General features: G+C 63.1%; 21 protein-coding genes. 3 read left to right on the top strand and 18 right to left on the bottom strand.

The window, feature by feature from the left end; genetic code table 11:
• Positions 1-45: 45 nt before the first annotated feature.
• The 8 genes from RG540_RS04315 to RG540_RS04285 form a co-directional block, all read right to left on the bottom strand.
• Positions 46-1,311, bottom strand: a complete 1,266-nt coding sequence (locus RG540_RS04315) for a phage major capsid protein (protein ID WP_038584990.1) — start codon at positions 1,309-1,311, stop codon at positions 46-48.
• Complete coding sequence (locus RG540_RS04310) at positions 1,308-1,889, bottom strand: HK97 family phage prohead protease (protein ID WP_038584987.1); 582 nt, start codon at positions 1,887-1,889, stop codon at positions 1,308-1,310. The genes RG540_RS04315 and RG540_RS04310 overlap by 4 nt, the downstream gene beginning before the upstream one ends.
• Positions 1,890-1,939: 50 nt before the next feature.
• Positions 1,940-2,275 carry a DUF6107 family protein gene (locus tag RG540_RS04305; RefSeq protein WP_038584985.1) on the bottom strand — a complete coding sequence of 112 codons (336 nt, stop codon included), beginning with the start codon at positions 2,273-2,275 and terminating at the stop codon, positions 1,940-1,942.
• Between the two features lie 223 nt (positions 2,276-2,498).
• Entirely contained in the window at positions 2,499-2,684 is a 186-nt protein-coding gene (locus RG540_RS32265; protein WP_157884576.1) for a hypothetical protein, read from the bottom strand.
• Between the two features lie 118 nt (positions 2,685-2,802).
• Complete coding sequence (locus RG540_RS04300; RefSeq protein WP_038584982.1) at positions 2,803-3,063, bottom strand: CopG family ribbon-helix-helix protein; 261 nt, start codon at positions 3,061-3,063, stop codon at positions 2,803-2,805.
• 55 nt (positions 3,064-3,118) lie between these two features.
• Positions 3,119-4,306, bottom strand: a complete 1,188-nt coding sequence (locus tag RG540_RS04295; RefSeq protein WP_038584979.1) for a phage portal protein — start codon at positions 4,304-4,306, stop codon at positions 3,119-3,121.
• A gap of 40 nt (positions 4,307-4,346) precedes the next feature.
• Positions 4,347-4,661, bottom strand: a complete 315-nt coding sequence (locus RG540_RS04290) for a Dabb family protein (RefSeq protein WP_038584976.1) — start codon at positions 4,659-4,661, stop codon at positions 4,347-4,349.
• Between the two features lie 48 nt (positions 4,662-4,709).
• Positions 4,710-5,330: a chitinase gene (locus tag RG540_RS04285; protein WP_038584973.1), complete on the bottom strand. Its 621-nt coding sequence runs from the start codon at positions 5,328-5,330 to the stop codon at positions 4,710-4,712.
• 155 nt (positions 5,331-5,485) lie between these two features.
• Between RG540_RS04285 and RG540_RS33445 the strand changes: the two genes are divergently transcribed.
• Positions 5,486-5,614: a hypothetical protein gene (locus RG540_RS33445; RefSeq protein ID WP_258719024.1), complete on the top strand. Its 129-nt coding sequence runs from the start codon at positions 5,486-5,488 to the stop codon at positions 5,612-5,614.
• Positions 5,615-5,642: 28 nt separating this feature from the next.
• Here RG540_RS33445 and RG540_RS04280 read toward each other — a convergent pair whose 3' ends face one another.
• The 4 genes from RG540_RS04280 to RG540_RS04265 form a co-directional block, all read right to left on the bottom strand.
• A complete protein-coding gene (locus RG540_RS04280) occupies positions 5,643-6,872 on the bottom strand; it encodes a DNA-packaging protein (RefSeq protein WP_038584970.1) in 1,230 nt (409 codons plus the stop codon).
• Between the two features lie 238 nt (positions 6,873-7,110).
• Positions 7,111-7,821 (bottom strand): hypothetical protein, encoded by a 711-nt coding sequence (locus RG540_RS04275; protein ID WP_065814409.1) that lies wholly within the window; start codon positions 7,819-7,821, stop codon positions 7,111-7,113.
• Positions 7,822-8,088: 267 nt separating this feature from the next.
• Positions 8,089-9,582, bottom strand: a complete 1,494-nt coding sequence (locus RG540_RS04270; protein ID WP_038584967.1) for a protein adenylyltransferase SelO — start codon at positions 9,580-9,582, stop codon at positions 8,089-8,091.
• 71 nt (positions 9,583-9,653) lie between these two features.
• Complete coding sequence (locus RG540_RS04265; protein WP_157884575.1) at positions 9,654-11,042, bottom strand: MFS transporter; 1,389 nt, start codon at positions 11,040-11,042, stop codon at positions 9,654-9,656.
• Positions 11,043-11,248: 206 nt separating this feature from the next.
• On the opposite strand from RG540_RS04265, the gene RG540_RS04260 reads away from it, so the two are divergent.
• On the top strand, positions 11,249-11,878 hold the full coding sequence (locus RG540_RS04260) for an outer membrane protein (protein WP_038584960.1): 630 nt from the start codon (positions 11,249-11,251) through the stop codon (positions 11,876-11,878).
• Positions 11,879-12,114: 236 nt separating this feature from the next.
• Here RG540_RS04260 and RG540_RS04255 read toward each other — a convergent pair whose 3' ends face one another.
• From RG540_RS04255 to RG540_RS04230, 6 genes are all read right to left on the bottom strand, one after another.
• On the bottom strand, positions 12,115-12,315 hold the full coding sequence (locus RG540_RS04255; RefSeq protein WP_038584957.1) for a heavy-metal-associated domain-containing protein: 201 nt from the start codon (positions 12,313-12,315) through the stop codon (positions 12,115-12,117).
• Between the two features lie 296 nt (positions 12,316-12,611).
• Positions 12,612-13,046, bottom strand: coding sequence for a Cu(I)-responsive transcriptional regulator (gene cueR / locus RG540_RS04250; RefSeq protein WP_051909237.1), 435 nt, complete (start codon positions 13,044-13,046; stop codon positions 12,612-12,614).
• Positions 13,043-15,475: a heavy metal translocating P-type ATPase gene (locus tag RG540_RS04245; protein ID WP_038584956.1), complete on the bottom strand. Its 2,433-nt coding sequence runs from the start codon at positions 15,473-15,475 to the stop codon at positions 13,043-13,045. The genes cueR and RG540_RS04245 overlap by 4 nt, the downstream gene beginning before the upstream one ends.
• A gap of 96 nt (positions 15,476-15,571) precedes the next feature.
• A complete protein-coding gene (locus tag RG540_RS31055; protein ID WP_051909236.1) occupies positions 15,572-17,533 on the bottom strand; it encodes an acyltransferase family protein in 1,962 nt (653 codons plus the stop codon).
• A gap of 152 nt (positions 17,534-17,685) precedes the next feature.
• Positions 17,686-18,798, bottom strand: a complete 1,113-nt coding sequence (locus RG540_RS31050) for a helix-turn-helix transcriptional regulator (protein ID WP_051909235.1) — start codon at positions 18,796-18,798, stop codon at positions 17,686-17,688.
• Between the two features lie 256 nt (positions 18,799-19,054).
• Complete coding sequence (locus tag RG540_RS04230; RefSeq protein ID WP_038541217.1) at positions 19,055-19,486, bottom strand: winged helix-turn-helix transcriptional regulator; 432 nt, start codon at positions 19,484-19,486, stop codon at positions 19,055-19,057.
• Positions 19,487-19,574: 88 nt separating this feature from the next.
• On the opposite strand from RG540_RS04230, the gene RG540_RS04225 reads away from it, so the two are divergent.
• Entirely contained in the window at positions 19,575-20,390 is an 816-nt protein-coding gene (locus RG540_RS04225; RefSeq protein ID WP_038593023.1) for an oxidoreductase, read from the top strand.
• Positions 20,391-20,433: the final 43 nt, after the last annotated feature.

Raw genomic sequence — 20,433 nt, 5'->3', positions numbered from 1 at the left:
CCCGCCGCCCCTACTCACCAATCACTACCCGCTACTCACCGAGCGTCAGCTCGCGGCAAACTTCACCACCTTGATCGCCTCGAAGTTCTGCACCCCGCCGCCGACGCGCTTGGTGGTGTAGAAGAGCACATAGGGTTTCGCCGAATAGGGATCGCGCAGGATGCGCACGCCCGCCCGGTCGACGACGAGATAACCGGAACGGAAATCACCGAACGCGATCGACAGCGAATTCTCCGCCACGTCGGGCATCTCTTCGGCCTCGGCGATCGGAAAGCCCATCAGCGAGGCCGGCTGGCCGGCGGATACCGGCGGGTGCCAGAGATAGTTGCCGTCACCGTCCTTGAACTTGCGGATGTCGCCCTGCGCCTTGCGGTTCATCATGAACGTGCCGTTCTGGCGATGGCCGGCCTTCAGCGCATAGATCACTTCGATCAGCGTGTCCGAAGGACCCGTCGATTTCCAGCCGCCCGCAACGCCGGTGGCGATGTGGCCGATATTGCCCCAGCTCCAGGAGCCTTCCGCCACCGTCGGATAGGACAGAAATCCTTTCGGCTTGTTGGTGCCGTCGCCGCGGATGAAGGCGTCGCCCTCCTGCTCGGCAAACACGATGTCCACCTCGCCGGCAATCCAGGCCTCGATATCGACCGCCGAGTCGTCCAGCAGCGACTGCGTCGCGGCCGGCATGGCGTAGAGCTCCATGGTCGGGAAGGAGAGTTCGGTGAGCTGCGGCGTGTTGGTCTGCGGCCGCGCCGCGGTCTCCGCCACCCAGCCGGTGGAAAGGCCGGCCGCCGCAAACGGCTTCTTCAGCACGGCGGAAGATACGGTACGCACGGTCGAGAGCGCCCGCATCGGTGAGACCGCCGAAATCCGCCGGCCGATTTCGGTATCGATTTCCGGCGGCACGAGATAACCGCCGTCGGCTCCCGTCCCGGAAGAAAACGCCTTGGCCTCCAGCTCGCGCAGACCGTTCTCCTCGCCACGGCGGACATAAGCGTCGAAGGCCGCCTTGTGCTCCACGACCTCGGCCGAAAGCTCCGAGCCGCCGCGGCCAAGTTGCGGCCTGGCCTTCTTCAGTACCAGCTGGTCGAGCACCTTCTTCTGGTCGTCGACGGCACGGTTGATGCGGTCCATCTTGTCGCGGGTCACGACGTCGGCGGTCAGCTTCTGCTCGATCTCGCCGAGGCGCCGGTCGTTGACCTCCTTGAAGGCCTCGAACGCCTCCATGAATTCGTCGAACGCCGCCGTCACCGTTTCCGGCACGGCTTTTACTTCGGGCGCCACGCTTACCATCGTTCTCGCCTGCTCGGTCATATCGCTTTTCCTTTGAAGGTTGATTTCATCATCATCTTCGCCGCCCGCCGCATCTGGCGGACGAGTTCGGTTTCCTTGTCGCGGAAGAACCGCGCATGCTTGACGTTGGAGACCCGGGCCGATGGCAGCATCGGAAAGGTCACCACCGAGATTTCCCAGAGATCGGCCTCGAGGATTTTGCGCACGCCCGTCTTGGCGTCGGTGCGGGCCTTGACCGTGCGAAACCCGATCGACAGCCCGTCGAGCGCGCCCGATTTCATCAGCGCCAGCACCTCGCGGGAACGGGCGACGCCCGGAGACAGCATGCCCTCGACATAAAGCCCGCGGGCATCCTCTCGGATCGTCTTCCAGGCGCCGATCGGCTCGGAAGGGTCGTGCTGGTAGAGCATCCGCACCCCCATCGCCCCGCGCTCGACGAGGCAATTGCGAAAGGCGCCGCGCTCGATCGTATCCTTGCCGAGATCGACTTCGCCGAAGACGCTGGCATAACCGGAGAAAACCCCGTCGCCGGTAAGCCCAGCGAGTTCCAGATTGGCAAATTTGCGCGCAGTCGGACGCGGCCCGCGATAAGCGTGCATTGGTATTCTCCTAACGATTGAATTGGTGCTGGCCCGGGCGAGGACCGAAGTTAAGCCGCGCCGCCTCGGCCGCCATATCGCGCAGCGATCCTCGCCAGCGCGCCCAGCACCCACCAGGCACAAAGACTGACCGCCGCCGACCCCGTCAGCATCACTTCCGCTCCTGAAAGCTCCCCGCCGATCCCCAGCCTTTCCACCAGCCAAAGCCCGGCCGGCCCGCCGAAGATCATCCCGCAGCTCAGGCCCGTCAGAAACCGGCTCGCCGCCTCGCGGCGGCTCTTCGGCAGCAGGTAGATCAGCGAAACGCCAGCTCCCGCCGTGGCGCCCACCGCCTTGGCGGCCCAGATGCCGGCCAGGGCGCCCGGATCGTTTCCGAGGTCAGCCATTTTTAATCTCTCTTGTTTATGATGCACGAACATGGACCGAACGGCGCTGCTGCCATGCAACCAGCCGTTCCGCGCTCGACCCAGGGTCGGCGGATCCAGTTTCCATGAATGTTCAGAATCGCTTGGGGTTACCTGCTGGGAAGTTGAGTCCGGCACTTCGCAAGTTGAGTGAGTTCGGAGAACGATTCAGCAGACCTGCAGAAAGTGTGCCACCTCGACGATTTCATTCGAAGTCGTCGTCTTCGTCCTTTTCGAGATCCGCTGGCCCCTGCCGCGCACGCATGATGGAAACAATCAGTATCCGATCCGCCTGGATGACATAGTCCAAATGATAGGGCGCCGATACAAAACGGCGAATTCCCTCGACCGGCGCCACAGCGGTTCCCACACGAGGATGATCCGCAATCACCGTGCCGCCCTCTTGACCTGTTCCGAAAAGGCAATGGATGCCCGTCGGCTGAATTGGGCAAGATATGCCCTTTCCCGTTGGACGTAGCGTATCGCTTCTTCCGACAGGAACACCTTCATCAGGCGGCGTCCTCGCGGTTGAGACGGTCAAGCTCAGTGAAAAGCTCCTCCGCCTCCACGAAGCGCCCGGCCTCGATATCCTCCCTGCCACGCCGGATGCTCAGGATTTCACTCCCCTCCGCCATCAGGTAATATTTCAGCGCCCGCACGATCACCCAGGACCGGCTTCTGTCCGCTGTCTCAGCGATCTTCTCGATGTCCTCAAGGATGTCGAGCGGCAGGCGCAGCGTGATCGGATCTGAAAGAACGGGCTTGGCCATGACAGCCTCCATTTTGTAATACAGCGTATTACAATCTACACCCCTTCCTTACGGATTAATACCCCACCGCCTCGCGCTTCTCCTCGTCGCTCAGGAACGCCGCCGCCCCGACCCTCGCCCACAGCGCCTCGCGCTCGGCGGAAAGGCCGGCGATCCGGTCGAGGTCCGGCTCCAGCCGCAGCCGGTCGCCATAGGCCTCCGACAGCCAGGCGGAAAAGCTCGCCGCGGTGCGGGAGATCAGCGGCAGCACCGTGAGCCGGTAGAAGGCGCGGTTGGCCTCCTGGTAGTTGGCATAGGTGTTGTCGCCGGGAATGCCGATCAGCATCGGCGGCACGCCGAAGGCGAGTGCGATGTCGCGGGCAGCTCCGTTCTTGGCCTCGATGAAATCCATGTCCTTCGGCGACAGGCCCATCGCCTTCCAGTCGAGCCCGCCTTCGAGCAGCAGCGGCCGGCCGGCATTGACGGCACCGGAATAACCCGCCTCCAGCTCGTCCTTCAGCCGCTCGTACTGGTCGGCGGACAAGTTGCCGCCGTCCTTCGGCTGATAGACCAGCGCACCGGAAGGCCGCGCGGAATTGTCGAGCAGCGCCTTGTTCCAGCTCGCCGCCGCATTGTGCAGGTCGAGTGCCGCACCCGCCGCGCCAAGCGGCGGAAAACCGCAGTGGTCGTCGAGCGGATGAAACAGCTTCAGGTGCAGCAGTGCGATGCCACCGCTTTCGGCCGCAAGCCGCCGCGTGGTGCCGCCGGCGCGATAATCGTAAGCCGCCACCCAGCCGTCGCGGCCCTCGACCACGCTCACCCGGTCGGGCCGGAGCAGATGCAGTTCGCGTAAGCTCCCGCCGATCGAAAGCGGTTCGACATAGGCATTGCCGGAAAGCGCCAGGTGCCCGTAGAGCGCCTCGAAAAAGTCAGGCCCGCCCTGCCGGCCGTTCGGCCGCGCCAAGAGCGCCAGCGCCGGATGTTCGGCAAGCTCCGTCGCACCGTCATAGGCAAGCCAGGGCACGGCTGCGGCGGCTTCGGCGATCATCCGCACCGCCCGATAGGCGACCGGGTTCTTCATGAACCCTGCCCGCGCCAGCGCCGCATAGGACCGCCCCGACCACTGCGCCGCCCCCTCGCCGGAAACGATCGCGAAACCGGAGGCCGTCTTGGTTTCGGCCCTTCGGGTGTCGGTTCCCTGAATTTCGGGCACGGCCTGTCGCCCACCCGTGGAAAACCACGGGCGCCGGAATGGAGATTTCATCGTGACTTGTCCTTTTCGCTCGCGGGCGCCAAGGCCCGCTTCAGGGAAGCGGCAGGGGCGATTTCACCGCACTTTCGCTGTCGAAATCGGCCGCAACACGCATTTCACGGATCGGGCGGACGATATCGATCGAGGCCTGATAGGCCGGATGCGCCTTGTAGGCGGCAAGCGCCGCCGCATCCTCGAATTCGCCGTAGACCACCAGGTCGACCTCGTTGCCGAGCTGGTCACTCTTCACGTTGGTGCCGATCTCCAGGGTCAGCGCATGCGGGTTGCCGGTCAGCAGGGAAAGACCTGCCCGTACCCGTTCGATCTCGCCCGTTTGCGCCGTGAAAAATACGATGTGGCGTATCATGGAACCTCCAGCAATGCGGAGGCCTGCTATCATGGCCTGCAGTGGGCTTCAATGCGGCTTGGTGTCCAGCGCCTCGGTGAACACTTGCGCATGCCGCGCCACCAACTCCGCCCGGTCATTGCCGTTGATGATTTTTCTGGCGCCCAGCCAATCCGTCCTGCCCCGCCCGAAATAGTCGCCGAGCTTGCGGCCGGTGAAACTGCCGCGCCGCATGCCCTCGATCAGGATCGCCACCGAGACCGGCATCTCCATCGCCCGGCCCGGATCGGCCACCAGGTCGATCCCGGTCACAGCGGACATCGCCTCGTAGTTCCGCCTGTGGGTGAGCTGCACCAGTCCGCGGCCGAGCCAGCTTTTTCCGTCTGCGTCCAGCCGCCAGTAGGGCGTCTTCACCGACCCTAGCCGACCCGCCGCAAAAGCCTCCTCCAGTCGCGCAATCGCCGACCTGTCGCTGGAAGCCAGGGTCTCGCGGACGGGCTGCATGGTGGCGGCCGTCTCGTGAAAGGCGGTGGCCAGCACATAAGCGAGCGGCTGCGCCTCATCCTGGCCGACCCTTGCCTGCCAGCCATCGAGAATCGCCGTCAGCCCCTCCACCTGGCCGGTAGCGAGCCTGCCCTTGAACAGCTTCGTGCGTACCAAATCAAAGAAAGCATGCCGGTTGTGAGCCATCTGGTGCCTACTCCCATACCGCGTCGCAGGGTTTCAATCGGTTTAGAAAAACTAAATCGTTTTAAGCCTTTAGGCGGCAGTTTACTTTTTTCTAACGGTATGGAACCAACGGCGTCACACGACGTTCTTGTCGGCTTTCTAAACAACAGGAGATCATGATGATGCAGCAGCCCGCACCGGCCGCCCCTTCCAAGCCGATCCCGCAGCATGTCGTCGAGCGGATCGAATCCGAATGGAAGCAGATGCGCGAAAGCGCCCAGCCGAAGCCGGTTACCCCGCGCTGATCATCATCACCTGAAGCGCGAGCCGCGCTCAAACACCGCGCACGCGCGGCTCTCCATGACCTTCCAGCATCAGCGCCGTCAGCGCCCAGACCAGCGCATCGAGCCGGTCGGGCGAGCGGCCTGAAGACAGGCCGTCCGGGCCGAAATCGCACATCTGGTCTTCGAGTTCGGCAAACCGCCAGGCATGCGCCACCCGCCCCTGTTCGTAGAGGGCAGCAACAGGCTCGGCGCGCAGGAATTTTCCGCGCGTCGCTCGCACCATCGTCACCGGCAGGCCTGCGTCGACGCTTTTCAGCATCGCCGTCACCATCTCGCCGCCCTGGTTCACTTCCGCCACCACCCGATCCGCCTGGAAGCGCGCATAAGCGCGCGCCACCGCGTTCGCCCAGCCCGCCGGGGTTTTTCCTTCGACCGAACAATCGGCCAGCACCACCGCCCGGCCGCTCGCTTCCAATCCGGCGACGACGATGCCGCAGCAGGAATGTTCGCCCGAACCCGAGGGCGGGTCGACGGCGACGACGATGCGCCGGAGCGCACCGGTAAAGCGGATCGTGAAGGCTTCGAGGTCGGCGCGTTTCCACAGCGCGTCCTCGCGGTCTTCGATCAGCTCGCCGGCCAGTTCCTGCCGTCCGAGCCTCGTTCCTCCGTACCGCGCCTCCAACGCAGAGATGAAGCCGGGTGAAAGATTGCCGGCGTTGGCCTGGGTCGAGATCCTCACGAGCCGGGTGCCGGGATCGGCAATCAGCCGTTTCAGGATCGGCACCGGCCGCGGCGTGGTCGTCACCAGCTGGCGCGGATCGGCTCCGAGCCGAAGCCCGAACTGCAGCATGTCGAAGGTTTCCTCCGCATGCCGCCATTTGGCGAGCTCGTCGCACCATGCGAAATGAAACTGCGGGCCGCGTAGGCTTTCAGGATCTTCCGAGGAAAAGATCTGCGCGATCGCCCCGTTCGGCCAGACCAGCCTCCGGCGAGAAATCTCGAAATCCGGCCGGTTCTTCCGCGCAATCCGGCAGATCCCGGACACTCCATCGATCATCACTTCGCGGGCATCGCCCAGCGTTTCCGCCACCAGCGCTATCCTGAGCTGCGACCTGCTGCCGGCCGAGGCGAGCCCATGGATCCATTCCGCGCCTGCCCGCGTCTTGCCCGAGCCGCGCCCACCCATGATCAACCAGGTGCGCCAGTCGCCCTCGGGCGGCTTTTGGTCGCGACGGCCCTTTATATCCCAGTCGCGTTCATGATCGAGCGTGAAGCCCATCAGAGAGGTGTCGGACTCGTCATTCCGCTCCGGAGCGTGCTCGCTTAAAGGAGCAGACCCGTGCGGCAGACCGATCTCCCCCCTTGAGCGGGAGATGCCCGGCAGGGCAGAGGGGGGTGCTGCGGCACATTCTTCGACAGTTGAGTTCGCGGCGCCACCCCCCTCTGTCACCTTTGGTGACATCTCCCCCTCAAGGGGGGAGATCAGAGGGCGTTTGCCGCGCCCGGCGTTTCCTTGCTCAATCACGCTTCTCAAGGCCGTGCTTTTCACAACGGCTTCGCAATATTCCTCCCGCGCAGCCGTGATCGTCCGCAGACCCCTGTTCAACCCCGACGCCCCCTTTGAGGCTTTGACCGCGATCTTCTCCTGCGCTCGCAGCAAGGTCCGTTGGCTCGGAGGACGCGTGTCCAAACCTCTCCAAAACGAGGGGCGGAGGTCCATGCCGCTTCCATACTTCGAAAAGCCGATAGGCGTTTTCATTGGCGCGATCCTCGATCATTTTCAGGAAGCGGACCTTGGCCTCCTCATAACCACCCTCGTCCGCATCGCGCTCGGCGGCCTCGTCGCGGTCGCGGGCGAGCTGGCGTTGCAGGCTGTCGACCTTTTCGAGCGTGCGGACGATCAGCGACATGGCGTCGGTCGCGGCCTTCACGTCGGCACGCGCCAGTTTCTGGGCGGCGTCGTCGCCATCTGTGAGCGCCGCCTCCGCCGCGGTCCGCATCCGCCGGAAGGTCGAGAACTGGTCGCGCATTTCGACGGTCATCTCGTTCAACAGCCGCCGCAATTCCTCGCCGGGAGAGAATGCGCCCTCAACCGACTTGATCTCCAGCAGCACGCCGCGCACCGCGTCGACCAGCGCCGAATCGTCCATGACGACCCCGTCGCCATAGACGGGGGCCTCCGTCCAGAGCCCGAAAAGCGCCGGATCGAACGTCTCGAATTCATCCATCTGGGATATCCCCGGGGGCCAAAACAGGAGCCAAAATTTCGGCGCAGAAAATCCCGCCGCCCCCGTTTCCGGTCGCCGCGCGTCCCCCGCTGCCGATTGTCGAGATAAAAAGAAGGCCCGGCTTTTGGGACCGGGCCAATTTGACTGGAAGTCTTGCCACCGGCCGCCCGAAGGCCACTTGCCGGCGCAATTCTTCGACTGTGCCTAAAACCTACCAAACAGCCGTCACGCCGTCAAGGACTATTTTCCTAATTAGCAAAAATTAATTTACGTTCCGCAGAACGTCTGCGTCACCCGCTCCTCAGGCTCCGGCGGCTGCATGTAGCCCAAGAATTCCGGCCGCTCTTCGAAAGGCTTTTCCAGTGCCTCCAGTAATCGTTCGAAGAAACTGAAATCGCCGTAATTGGCGGCCGAAAGGGCTTCCTGGACCTTGTGATTGCGGGGAATGACCGCCGGGTTGACCGAGCGCATGGTCTTTGCCCGTTCAGTTGGGCTCTGCGGTTCGGCATCCAGCCGCGTTCCCCAGAGTTCCAGCCATTCCCGCGCCTTGGCCGGATGGGAGAAGGAGGAGAGGAAAAGCTCATCCCCCTCCGTCCCGGCAGCTGCCCCGCAAAGCCGCCGGAAGGCCAAGGTGAAATCCGCCTGCCCCTCATGCATGGCCGCCAGCAGCGCCTGGATCAGGTCGCCATCGCCGTCAGCCTCGGTCGCGAGGCCGATCTTCGCGCGGAAAACCCCGATCCACTCCTTCTGGAACCGCTCGCCAAAGGCCTTCAGCACGGCGTTCGCCGCTTCCACAGCCTTTTCCTCGTCCTCGTCGAGCAGCGGCAGCAGGCATTCCGCCAGCCGCGCGATGTTCCATTGGCCGATGCCCGGCTGGTTGCGATAGGCATAACGCCCGCCCTGGTCGATCGAAGAAAACACCTTCATCGGGTCGTATTCGTCGAGGAAGGCACAAGGCCCGAAATCGATCGTCTCGCCCGAAATCGTCATGTTGTCGGTGTTCATTACCCCGTGGATGAAGCCGATACCCATCCAGCGGGCGATCAGATCAGCCTGCCGCGCCGCTACACCCTGCAGCAGCGCCAGATAGGGGTTTTCCGCGACTTTAAGCTCCGGATAGTGCCGCTCAATGACGTAGTCGGCGAGCAATTTGATCCCGTCATTGTCGCCGCGGGCGGCAAAGAACTGGAAGGTGCCGATCCGCACATGGCTTGCCGCGACGCGCACGAACACCGCGCCCTGTTCCACCGTCTCGCGATAGACCTGTTCGCCGGTCGCGACAGCCGCCAAGGCCCGCGTCGCCGGCACGCCGAGCGCATTCATCGCCTCCGAGACGATGTATTCGCGCAGGACCGGGCCCAAAGCCGCGCGTCCGTCGCCGCGACGGGAATAGGGCGTCGGTCCGGCGCCCTTCAGCTGGATGTCGCGGCGTTTGCCGTTGCGGTCGACGACCTCGCCCAGCAATATCGCCCGCCCGTCCCCGAGCTGCGGCACGAAATTGCCGAACTGGTGGCCGGCATAGGCCATGGCGATCGGCATGGCGCCGGGCGGCACGACATTGCCGGCAAGAATCGCCGCCAGCCGGGCGGGATCGGAAAAATCTGCCTCGACGCCCAGCTCCTCAGCCAGCTCCGCGTTGAATTTCAGAAGCTTCGGCCCCTCCACCGGCTCGGGATAGACGGAAGCGAAAAACCTGTCCGGCAGGCGGGCATAGGAATTGTCGAACTGGAACACGGGAAGGACTCCTTTGACCGCCGGGATGCGGCGACCTTTTCTTCAAATATGGGAAATCTGTCCCGCCGAACAAGCAAAATGCGCTTTTGTTGCGCCGCTCAAGGCTTGGCCAGCCGCACCCCGAAACCGAGGAGGAAGGTCAGCAGCGCACCGGCCGCCGCAGTCCCGTAGAGCCACATGGCCGGCCCGCCGGCGTTGCCGTTCTCCAACGCCGAAACCAGCCCGGTCGCACCTGCGATCATGCCAGCGATCCCCGCGCCGATCGCGTAACCGGCGGTCGAAATCGTCGGCAGCAAGGCACTTGCGAGATCGCGCTCCTGCCTTGCTGCCGCTTCCATCGCCGCCTGGTTGACGCTTGCCCAGGCGACGCCGAAACCCGTGCCGATTGCCACCTGGCCCGCCAGCAGTAGCACCAGCGAGCCGCTCGCAAACGCGGCGGCGAGGCAGAGGAAACCGGCCAATTGAAACAACGCGCCTGCGCGCATCCACCGATGCCGTGGAGCAAGCGCCGTAATCCTGCTCGCGACCACCGCGACAGCACTCCAGGAAAGCGCCATGGTCACCACCAGATAACCGACCACCGCCGGCCGGAAACCGAAGACGGCATCGATCATCAGCGCCAGGTAAACGCTGCCGACAGAGTGGCTCGCGGACATCAGGAACAGCACCCAGAACCCGTGCCCGAGAACCGACCCCAGCCGGAAGGCGCCCTCCGGAAACAATCTTGGTCCGATCCGCCCGTCGAGCTTCAGCGCCGGCAGGAACAGCCCCGCGCCCGCCACGACCGCCACCGCCTGCATCGCCCCTCCGGTCACCACCGAAGAGAGCGACAGGACGAAGGAGGCCGCAAGACAGAGCGAAATGGTGGCAACCGACAGCGGCACCGGCGCCGCCTCGGTCACCCTCACCTTCGCGGTCAGCGCAAAGACGGCCAGCAGAACCACGAAGGGCGAGACGGCCAGGAACGACGCCCGCCAGGAATAGGCCTCGGTCAGAAGCCCGCCCGCCAACGGCCCGGCAATTGCCGCCACCGCCCAGACGATCGCCTCCACCGCAAACACCTTTGCAATCAGCGGGGAGGGAAAGTTGGCGGGGATGAGGCTGTAACAGATCGCCACGATCAACCCGTCGGCAATGCCCTGCAGCAAACGCCCGGCCATGATCCAGGAAAAGGCCGGCGCCGACAGCGCCAGCAGCCCGCCGGCCGCAAAGACCAGCGCCGAAAGAAGCAGAATGAAACGCGCGCCGAACCGGTCGCGCATCGCCGCAGCGCCCGTGCCGCCGGCGATCGAGCCGAGGAAATAGAGCGTATAGGCCCAGCTGAAATAACCCGTGCCGCCGATCTCCTTCGCCGCCGGCGGCAGCGCCGCGACGATCGCGAACTGGTTGAAGGCATGCAGCCCGATCCCCGCCGAGATCAGCCCCAGCATCGCCCCTTCGCGGCCTCTGAGAAGCCTCGACCAGCCCACATTGATATCCTGCAACACGCCCTGCCTCTTATCCGTTTTTCAGTCCCGGGGACGCTACAACCTCAAGCATGATTGAGGTCAAGGGAAAAGCCAAAAATTAAACCTTCGCATTTTCAGCACCTTAAGGCGCAATTGCAGATTCTCTCCGATGTTGTATTTTAGCTACAGCTTTCCAAGTAAATCGCGCTATTTGCGTTTTTGCCAACCAATCGGAGGGAATATCCATGAAGGCTCTTTTCATTCTTGCAGCGTCGGCCGCCATGACCGCCTCTTCCGTTGCTTACGCAGCCGACGCCGTCGAGCAAATCCCGCAAGCGCCGCAAGCCGTCGAAACGCCCGTCGTGTTCTCCTGGAACGGCCCGTATATCGGTGCCCACACGGGGTATGCCTGGGGCAGCGGCGATGCCGCCGGCGGCGGATCGGACGATTTCGACGGCTGGAGGCTTGGCGGTTTCGTCGGCTATAACTGGCAGTTCTCCAGCGGTTTCGTCGCCGGTATCGAAGGTGACGTCAACTACGACTGGAACGAGAACAGCTATCCCGGCGGCATCGACATCGACACCGGCTTCTCCGGTTCGGTTCGCGGCCGCGTCGGTTATGCCATGGACCGGGCGCTGATCTTCGCGGCAGCCGGCTGGACGGCCACCACCGCCCATATCAACGGCGGCGGCTTTGACGACGACGACATGCTCAACGGCTGGACCGTCGGCGCCGGCGTCGACTACGCATTCACCGACAATATCTTCGGCCGCCTCGAATACCGCTACAACGACTTCGGCAACGGCAGCCTTGGCGGCGCCGATTTCGACTTCAACCAGCATGTCATCAATGTCGGCATCGGCGTGAAGTTTTAAGCCGCAGCTTCGAGACCCGTCTCAATGCTCCACCTTGCGACAAGGTGGAGCAAGGTCTCGAGGTGCGGCGGCTTCATCAGGGGCGTGCCAGCACCTTGAAGGCGATGAACTGCGTCTTCTGTTCCTTTGAGAAATTGTTGTCGGAAACGAAGATCAGCAGGTCGCTGCCATCGGTGCCCTTGGCCATACGGCCGGTCGTCAGAATGTTGAATTTTTCATGACGAGTGTGGGAGACCTCAGACCGCTGCCCGTTCCGGCGAATACCCCGCCTCGCGGATCGCCTCTTCAGCCTTTGCAGCGTCGCCTTCGATCACCACCGTCTTGGCCGTCAGATCGATCGCCACGACCGCACCCGGCAGGGCTTCCGCCAGCGCGCCGCGCACGGTCTTTTCGCAATGGCCGCAGGTCATGTCCGGCACGGTGAAAATCGCAGTCATCCGAATCTCCTTGTTCGATAAATGTGTTGTGCAGCTTCCCATGGAGGGAAGGTCAAGTATGCAGTGAGCAGATCAAGCGCAAATAGGAGCAAAGCCGGTGCGGCATTCTTCCAGTGATCTCCCCCCTTGAGGGGGAGATGTCATCGAAGATGACAGAGGGGGGTGGCGACGGTGCGGAAAATGCAGTGGCCGAAGAATATGCGGAGCGGTCCCCCCCTTCTGCCCTGCCGGGCATCTCCCCCTTGAGGGGGAGATCGGAAGGAGGCGCTGTTTTGCCTCATGCTGGCGTAAAGGCATCAGGCAGTCTGTCTCATCTTTTTCCTCGCCGCCGGCACTGGCGTACCATCCCCCGCCAGATCATCGAGGATCGGGCAGTTGGGGCGGTTGTCGCCGCCGCAGCAGTTGGCGAGGTGTTTCAGCGTTTTGACCATGCCCTGCATCTCGGCGATGCGTCGTTCGAGGTCGCCGATATGGGCGGTCGCCACCTCCTTGACGGCAGCACTTTCGCGGCTCTTGTCCTGCCAGAGTTTCAGCAGCGTCTCGGTCTCTTCGAGCGAAAAGCCGAGATTGCGCGCCCGCTTGATGAAGCGCAGGATATGCACTTCCTCATCGCCATAGACCCTGTAGTTGTTGCCGGTGCGGCCCATCGGGCGGATTAGGCCGATTTCCTCGTAATAGCGGATCATCTTGGCCGAAACGCCGGACTCATTCGAAGCCTCGCCGATATTCATCTGGTTTCTCCCACTTTCACCGCCTTCAGCCGCAGCGCATTGCCGAGCACGAAGACGCTCGACAGCGCCATGGCGCCGGCGGCGATCATCGGCGACAGCAGCCAGCCGAAGGCCGGGTAAAGCACCCCGGCCGCAACCGGCACCAGCGCGACGTTGTAACCGAAGGCCCAGAACAGGTTCTGCTTGATGTTGGTCATCGTCGCGCGGCTCATGGCGATCGCCGAAACGGCGCCCGAAAGCTCACCGCCGACCAACACCACATCGGCGCTCTCGATCGCCACGTCCGTGCCGGTGCCGATGGCGATGCCGATATCGGCTTCGGCCAGCGCCGGCGCGTCGTTGATGCCGTCGCCGACGAAGGCGAGCCTTTTCCCGTTGGCGCGCATCTCGTGGATCGCCTTCACCTTGCCCTCCGGCAGGACCTCGGCGACCACCTTTTTAATACCGACTTGGCGGGCAATCGCTTCAGCGGTGCGGCGGTTGTCGCCGGTCACCATGGCCACTTCGACGCCCATCGCCTGCAACGCCCTGATCGCGTCGCGGCTTGAGGGTTTCAGCGGATCGGCAACCGCGATCACGGCGGCCAGCTTGCCGTCGACAGACGCATAAAGCGGCGTCTTGCCCTCGTCGCCAAGCCGGGCGGCGGCTTTCGCAAACACCTCGACGGAGAGCCCCAGCTTTTCCATGAACCGGTCGGCGCCGACCGAGATCTTGCGGCCGTCCGCTTCCGCCTCGATGCCGTAGCCGGTCACCGATGCGAACTTTTCCGCCTTCGGCACGACCAGACCCTTGGCCTCGGCCGACTTGACGATCGCCTCGGCGATCGGGTGTTCGGACTGCGCCTCGACGCTGGCAACCAGCGCCAGCACCTCGTCCTCGGCAAAACCTTGCGAGGTCACCAGGTCGGTCAGTTCCGGCCGGCCCTTGGTGACGGTGCCGGTCTTGTCGACCACGACGAGCTGGACATTGCGCAACTCCTGCAGCGCCTCGCCCTTGCGGAACAGCACGCCGAGTTCGGCCGCGCGGCCGCCGCCGACGACGATCGAGGTCGGTACGGCAAGCCCCATGGCGCAGGGACAGGCGATGATCAGCACGGCGACCGCATTGACCAGCGCATGGGCGAGCGCCGGCTCGGGGCCGACGAAGAACCACACGCCGAAAGTCAGCGCGGCAGCCAAGATCACCGCCGGCACGAACCAGGCGGTCACCCGGTCGACCAGTCCCTGGATCGGCAGTTTCGACCCTTGAGCCTGTTCGACCATGCGGATGATCTGGGCCAGCATGGTATCGCGGCCGACCTTGTCGGCCCGGAAACGGAAGGCGCCGGTCTTGTTGATCGTGCCGCCGACCACGGTCGCGCCGGCCGCCTTTGCGACCGGCAGCGGCTCGCCCGAAATCATCGATTCATCGACATTCGAGGAGCCGTCGATGACGGTGCCGTCGACCGGAATTCGCTCGCCCGGCCGGATCACCAGCACGTCGCCGGCAACCACCTGTTCGGTCGGGATATCCAAGAGCTTGCCGTCGCGCTCGACGCGGGCGGTCTTCGCCTGCAGTCGGCTCAGCTTCTCAATCGCCTCGCCGGTGCGGCCCGTGGCGCGTGCCTCCAGTAATCGGCCGAACAGGATCAGCGTGACGATCACCGTGGCCGCTTCATAATAAACGAAGCGGGCACTCTCCGGCAGCAGGTCCGGGGTAAACGTCGTCACCAGCGAATAACCATAGGCCGCCAGCACGCCGACCGCGACCAGCGAATTCATCTCCGGCACGCCGCGCAGCAGCGCCGGCAGGCCGAGCTTCAGGAACCGGAAACCGGGGCCGAAGACGACCACCGTCGCCAGTGCGAAATAGAGATAATAAAGGTTCTGCGTCTCGATCACGCCCATCAGCCAGTGGTGGAACGGGTCGTAGAGGTGGCCTGCCATTTCCAGCACGAACAGCGGCAGGGTGAGCACGAAGGCGATCGCCAGATCGCGCTTCAGCACGCCCTCCTCGCCCTGGTGCATATGCATATGGTCATGCCCGCCGGCATGGCCCGCCTGGTCGTGCCCCATGGCGGCATGGTCCATGTGGGCCTGTGCGTCCGGTGCGGAATGGTCGGGGTGATGCCCGTGGTGGTGCTCGTGCCCGGCATGCGCCGTCGGCGGCACGAGCGGCATCATGCCCGCCTCGCGCATCGCATGGTCCATGGCGCCTGGCTGAATTTCGTAACCGACCTTCCTGATCGCCTTCGTCAGTTCCTCCGGCGAAAAGCCTTCGGCCGATTCCACCGTCAGTTTCTTGGTCGCGAAGTTGACGGCGCTCCTGTCGATGCCCGCCACTTTGGCCGCGGCGTTCTCGACACGGCGCACGCAGGAGGCGCAGGTCATGCCCTCGACGGGAACGGTAAAAGGCTCGGCCTTGTGGATCGGCTTGACGGTCTCGTTCATGGGCGCAATCTCCCCTTTTTTGTTGGGATGTCTCACTGTCCCACGCTATGTGGAGCTTCCCATCATGGGAAGGTCAAGGGGTGCCGGCGGATATTCTCAAGGGCGGCAGATACCGGCGGGTCGGGCAGCCGGGACAGAGCCGTTACCGCAGCCCTCAGTCGCCGCCTTCACGATAAGATCGTACAGATGGTACTTCTTTCCGAGCAGCCGTATTCCGCCCTGGGAATAGTGTCCCGCATCTGCATAAAGGGAGACGCCATCCTCGGAAACCCGGCAGGTCGTGCCGTTGCACCGGCCGGTGCCCAGATCGATCACCGGATAGTCCCGCGCCACGACATTCATGATGTCCGTCGCAACGCGGCCTCGCCGGTTCACGTCGTCAGCAGACAGATCGCAGCGGTCGGCCGCGATCTCCAGCAATCTTGACCGGGCAACACAACCGCCGACATCGGTTCCCGTCTGCGGAGGCGGCGCGAAAACCACCGGGCTCAATCCCATTTGCCGCAAGTGGGACAGGGATCCTAAAAAACTGTCCAGGAGCAGCGCCCGGCTTGCTGGAACACTCTGCCCGTCCTTCCGAACGAACGTTTCGGATTCGGTATAGATGTCGAGATTGACGCCTATCGCGACGTATCGAAGCGTCTTGGTTGTCGCCATGGCGTCGAGGACGTCCCTATTCCGGGACAGGCAGCCTTCGGGCGACCTGCGACCGTCGCTGGCGACCGGGTAGGTAATTTCGGTGAACGGTCCGCAAAGGCTTTTGGTGAACTGCACGAGTTTGACATCGGGGGCCGACGCCAGGATACCTTCCACAAGATGGGCGCCGAAGGAATCCCCCCACACCGCGATCTCGGGACTATCGGACGTGGAGCATTCAGGCGCCATCTTGCCGTTACAGTTCTTGCTCAGCCCCGTGCTCACCTCGGTCATCTCGTAGAGACCCGGCGCCCTGAACGCGGCACCGTCGGTCGTTTCAAACATGATCCCGGAGGCGATGCTGGCGGCTACCGCAACGCCGGCCAGGGCAAGGAACCCCTTCGTCCGAACGCGGTTCCTGTCGCGAAACGGCCGCTCGACAAGATAGTAGCTGACGACCGCAAGCAACGCCGCGACGCAAAGGAGAAGAGCGGATGTCAAAGCGCTCAAGTCATTGGTGAACAGCCGCAAGCGCGCGAAGGCCAGGACGGGCTGATGCCAGAGATAGAGGCTGTAGCTGATCAAACCGACAAACACCAAGGCTCTTGCGGAAAGAAGCCGTCCAGCCAGATTCTCTGAAGACGAAAATAGAAGAACCAGCGCGGTTCCGACCACGACGGGCAGCGTCTGCCAGCCGGGATAATACGGCCCGCCTTCAACGAAGAAGCAGGACAGGACGATCATCGCAAGACCGCAAGCCGCCGCCAACCCGCCATGGCGGGCTTTTTCTCCATCGAAATTCGCCAGGCTGATGCTGGCGCCGACGCCAAGTTCCCAGAAGCGCGTGGGCAGAAGATAGAAATTCGCCGCAGGATCGAACAGTGGCACGGCCTGCGTGGCAAGGAAACTCGCCGTGCTCAACAGCAGGATGGCCGCCAGAACGAACTGGCGACGAAACCGGCGCAACGCCATCAGAACAACAGGAAATATGATGTAGAACTGTTCTTCTACGCCGAGAGACCACGTATGCAAAAGCGGCTTCAGGTCGTTGCTTGAATCGAAATAGCCGGTTTTACTCCAGAAATAGAAGTTCGAAACGAACAGATTTACCTGATAGAGGCTGCGACCAAAGTCGCGCAGCTCATAGGGAAGCATCCATGCCCATGCAAAAGGCAGACAAGCCAGGCAGACGCAAACAAGCGCCGGAGCGATGCGTCGCAGGCGCCGCTCGTAGAAGCGGACGAGACTGAATTTGCGCCCTTCGACTTCGCGATACATGATCGAGGTTATCAGATAACCGCTGATGACGAAGAAGACGTCGACGCCGACAAATCCGCCGCGGAAACCCAAACCACCGTGGAATATAAGGACAGGAACCACAGCGACGGCCCGCAGGCCGTCGATTTCCGGTCTGTATTTCATTCTACAACCCAATGCGAAATCAATTGACTATAGGCTATGCAACAACAGGCTGCACCCTTCCCATACCTGAGCCAATAATTGCAACCACGTGCGTGCGGGTTATTCAACAAAGGAATGTGGCCGATTTAACCCGGGCGCGCTTTTCGAGGCGTTCACGGTTCCGGCCGACCGCCGCTGAAGCTCGGCGCATTCAGCCCTGAAAGCAGCAGCACCAGTTCCGCCTGGCGGGTAGTGCCGGTTTTCAGCATGATCTTCTTCAAATGCGAGCGGGCGGTTTCGAGCGAGATGCCGAGCGAGGCGGCGATCATTTCCGGCGTCTGGGCCATCGCGATGCCGCGCGCCACGCGGGCTTCGGCCGGGGTGAGGTCAAAGAGGCCGCAGAGCACCCGCATGTCCGGCGGGCCGACCTGCCCGACCTGGGTGACGGCCAGCACCGCCATCGAACGGGAGAAGATGTCGCGCGCCGCGCGGCGAACCGGCAGCAGATGCAGGATCAGCGGTGGCGCGCCGGCGCGTCCCGCCATCGGCAGGGACTGCACGGCCGGCGAAGCCTGCGCCTTGTAATGCGCGATCGCCTCCTCCAGCAGGGCATTGGCGCCCGCCCCTTCCAATATCAGCCGATCGCCGGCGCCGGTGCGGATGCGCGGGCTCAGTGTCTCCATCTCGGGGTTCATGGCGATCGCCCGGCCGGCGTCGCCGATCACCGCCGCCGGCAGTCCGAGCATAGACAGCGTTTCGGTCATCGATCTCGCCTCGTTGAAGGCGAGCCGCGACGACATATAGGCAGCCCGGGCGAGATCCGGCTTCAAGAGATCGAGGCGCGCCAGCTGTTCGTCGGAAAAATGCGTCAGGCCCTTGGCGCGCATCAGCGTGATGACGATGACGTGCCCGGTCGGCTCCTGGAAGGCCCAACCCGCCTCCCATTGCATGCCGTGCGGCTCGATGATGTCGCGCTGGATCGCATCATTGGCAAATTCCTCCGCGCTCAGGAGATCGGTGACGCGGACAAACGAAAAGGGCGAACGTTGCATGGCCCGAAGGGGGCGAACATTGTCGAGCCGGGTGTCGCTCTGCACGAACTGGGCGAAGGCTTCGGCAATATTCGGAGTGGTGACGTAGCGATGATTGCCGCTGCCGTCGACGGTGAAGATCGAGGCGGTGCTGGACCCGGCCTCCAGGGCAATCCTCTCGCAAGTTTCCGTCCAAAGCTCCGGAACCAGGGCTGCCTCGTAGAGGCGGTCTGCCAGCGTGCCTTCTGCATTCATCGGGGTGCCATCGGAATGAATTCGGGATGAAACTGGACTGTTGCGGTAATCTTTAACGTTTCTGCAAGCCTCGGTATACCGGAAGAATTGCGTGAAGCTCCGATTGTCCCCCTTAACTTACTTGAATGACAAGTAATAAAGCTGTGTTTCGAACAGCTTCCCGTGTGCTCCTCGCTCGCGAGGCGAGCAATCCGGCACGGGACGCGAGCTTTCAACCAGAGTTGCCGGACGCCGCTCCCTCTGCCTTGAAGGGGGCTTATTCGGGTGCCGCGATCCGGATAGGACGTGTTCCGACCGGAGCGCCGGTCGCGCGATCGATGGTGACGGGATCGATTTCCGTTCCGGTTTCGGCGTCGAAGAACCGGGTCACCTTGCCCCCGCCGCGATGCTTGCGTCCCCACGCGCCGATCGCAAACAGAACCGGCAGAAAGTCGCGGCCGGCTTCCGTCAGCACATATTCGTCCCGTGGCGGACGATCGGAATAACGGCGTTTCTCCAGGAGCCCCTCCTCGGTCAGGCCTGAAAGCCGTCCCGTCAGCATGGTCGGCGCGATGCCGAGGCTTTTGCGAAACTCATCGAAACGGGTCAGCCCCGCATGGGCGTCGCGCATGATCAGCATGCTCCACGCATCCCCCACAAGCGCCAGGCTTCGGGCGATCAGGCAGGGCTGGTCGGAAAGATTCTTCATGTCGATATCTTTTTAGTAGTGACTTCATACGGATTTGATAGTAACTGATCGCTCCATGATGTTCCATCACAAAATGAAAGCAGAGCCGATGAGCAAGAAAAAACGTGGCGTTGCCCTGGTTACGGGTGCCTCCTCAGGAATAGGACTGGTGACGGCGCAGGCGCTGCGGCGGGATGGATATCTTGTCTTCGGCACCAGCCGGAAGCCGATGGCCGACACGGTGGACGGGGTGACGATGCTGATCTGCGACGTGACCGACGACGCATCCGTCAAAAATGCGGTTGACGAGGTTCTGCGCCGCGCAGGGCGGATCGATCTTCTCGTCAACAATGCCGGGGTCGGTCTGCTTGGCGGCGCCGAGGAATCCACCACGGAACAGGCGAAGGCTCTCTTCGACGTCAACGTGTTCGGCATCATCCGGATGACGAACGCCGTCCTGCCCGTGATGAGGGGCCAGCAGAAGGGCCGCATTGTCAACCTCAGTTCGATACTCGGGCTGATCCCGGCTCCTTTCAACGGCCTCTATGCGTCGACCAAGCACGCCGTCGAAGGCTATTCGGAGTCCCTCGACCATGAAGTGCGGACCCAGGGCATCCGCGTCGTGCTTGTCGAGCCCGGTTTAACCCGCACCGCCTTCGAGGAGAACCTGACGCGCGCGGACCGGCCGCTTTCCGTCTATGATAAGGTTCGCGCCGGTGCGGAGCAGCTGATGCGCGAAGCCGTCGCGAAGGGAGATGCACCGGAGGTAGTCGCCGAAGCCGTCCTAAAGGCCGCCAATGCGACATTGCCCAAACGGCGCTACACTGCCGGAAAAATGGCAGGACAGGTCCGCTTCATACGTCGCTTCCTGCCCGAAACCATTGTCGACAAGAACCTTCGGAAATTCAACGGGCTTCCCGCCTGAGCATTCATCGCAGGCCCGCCGGCGATGCCGGCCACCACGGAAA

It is taken from the genome of Neorhizobium galegae bv. orientalis str. HAMBI 540, assembly GCF_000731315.1.
Lineage (GTDB): Bacteria > Pseudomonadota > Alphaproteobacteria > Rhizobiales > Rhizobiaceae > Neorhizobium > Neorhizobium galegae.
This window is presented reverse-complemented; position numbering and strand designations above follow the sequence as displayed.

What these genes read in the sequence shown, in the direction of transcription:
- RG540_RS04290 (WP_038584976.1), bottom strand. Translation starts at nt 4,661, where the DNA reads ATGATACGCCACATCGTATTTTTCACGGCGCAAACGGGCGAGATCGAA.
- RG540_RS04245 (WP_038584956.1), bottom strand. Translation starts at nt 15,475, where the DNA reads ATGAACGAGACCGTCAAGCCGATCCACAAGGCCGAGCCTTTTACCGTT.
- RG540_RS33445 (WP_258719024.1), top strand. Translation starts at nt 5,486, where the DNA reads ATGATGATGCAGCAGCCCGCACCGGCCGCCCCTTCCAAGCCGATCCCG.
- RG540_RS04305 (WP_038584985.1), bottom strand. Translation starts at nt 2,275, where the DNA reads ATGGCTGACCTCGGAAACGATCCGGGCGCCCTGGCCGGCATCTGGGCC.
- RG540_RS04225 (WP_038593023.1), top strand. Translation starts at nt 19,575, where the DNA reads ATGAGCAAGAAAAAACGTGGCGTTGCCCTGGTTACGGGTGCCTCCTCA.
- RG540_RS31055 (WP_051909236.1), bottom strand. Translation starts at nt 17,533, where the DNA reads ATGAAATACAGACCGGAAATCGACGGCCTGCGGGCCGTCGCTGTGGTT.
- RG540_RS04260 (WP_038584960.1), top strand. Translation starts at nt 11,249, where the DNA reads ATGAAGGCTCTTTTCATTCTTGCAGCGTCGGCCGCCATGACCGCCTCT.
- RG540_RS04275 (WP_065814409.1), bottom strand. Translation starts at nt 7,821, where the DNA reads ATGGATGAATTCGAGACGTTCGATCCGGCGCTTTTCGGGCTCTGGACG.
- RG540_RS04310 (WP_038584987.1), bottom strand. Translation starts at nt 1,889, where the DNA reads ATGCACGCTTATCGCGGGCCGCGTCCGACTGCGCGCAAATTTGCCAAT.
- RG540_RS04315 (WP_038584990.1), bottom strand. Translation starts at nt 1,311, where the DNA reads ATGACCGAGCAGGCGAGAACGATGGTAAGCGTGGCGCCCGAAGTAAAA.
- RG540_RS04300 (WP_038584982.1), bottom strand. Translation starts at nt 3,063, where the DNA reads ATGGCCAAGCCCGTTCTTTCAGATCCGATCACGCTGCGCCTGCCGCTC.
- RG540_RS04255 (WP_038584957.1), bottom strand. Translation starts at nt 12,315, where the DNA reads ATGACTGCGATTTTCACCGTGCCGGACATGACCTGCGGCCATTGCGAA.
- RG540_RS04280 (WP_038584970.1), bottom strand. Translation starts at nt 6,872, where the DNA reads ATGGGCTTCACGCTCGATCATGAACGCGACTGGGATATAAAGGGCCGT.
- RG540_RS31050 (WP_051909235.1), bottom strand. Translation starts at nt 18,798, where the DNA reads ATGAATGCAGAAGGCACGCTGGCAGACCGCCTCTACGAGGCAGCCCTG.
- RG540_RS04230 (WP_038541217.1), bottom strand. Translation starts at nt 19,486, where the DNA reads ATGAAGAATCTTTCCGACCAGCCCTGCCTGATCGCCCGAAGCCTGGCG.
- cueR (WP_051909237.1), bottom strand. Translation starts at nt 13,046, where the DNA reads ATGAATATCGGCGAGGCTTCGAATGAGTCCGGCGTTTCGGCCAAGATG.
- RG540_RS04295 (WP_038584979.1), bottom strand. Translation starts at nt 4,306, where the DNA reads ATGAAATCTCCATTCCGGCGCCCGTGGTTTTCCACGGGTGGGCGACAG.
- RG540_RS04285 (WP_038584973.1), bottom strand. Translation starts at nt 5,330, where the DNA reads ATGGCTCACAACCGGCATGCTTTCTTTGATTTGGTACGCACGAAGCTG.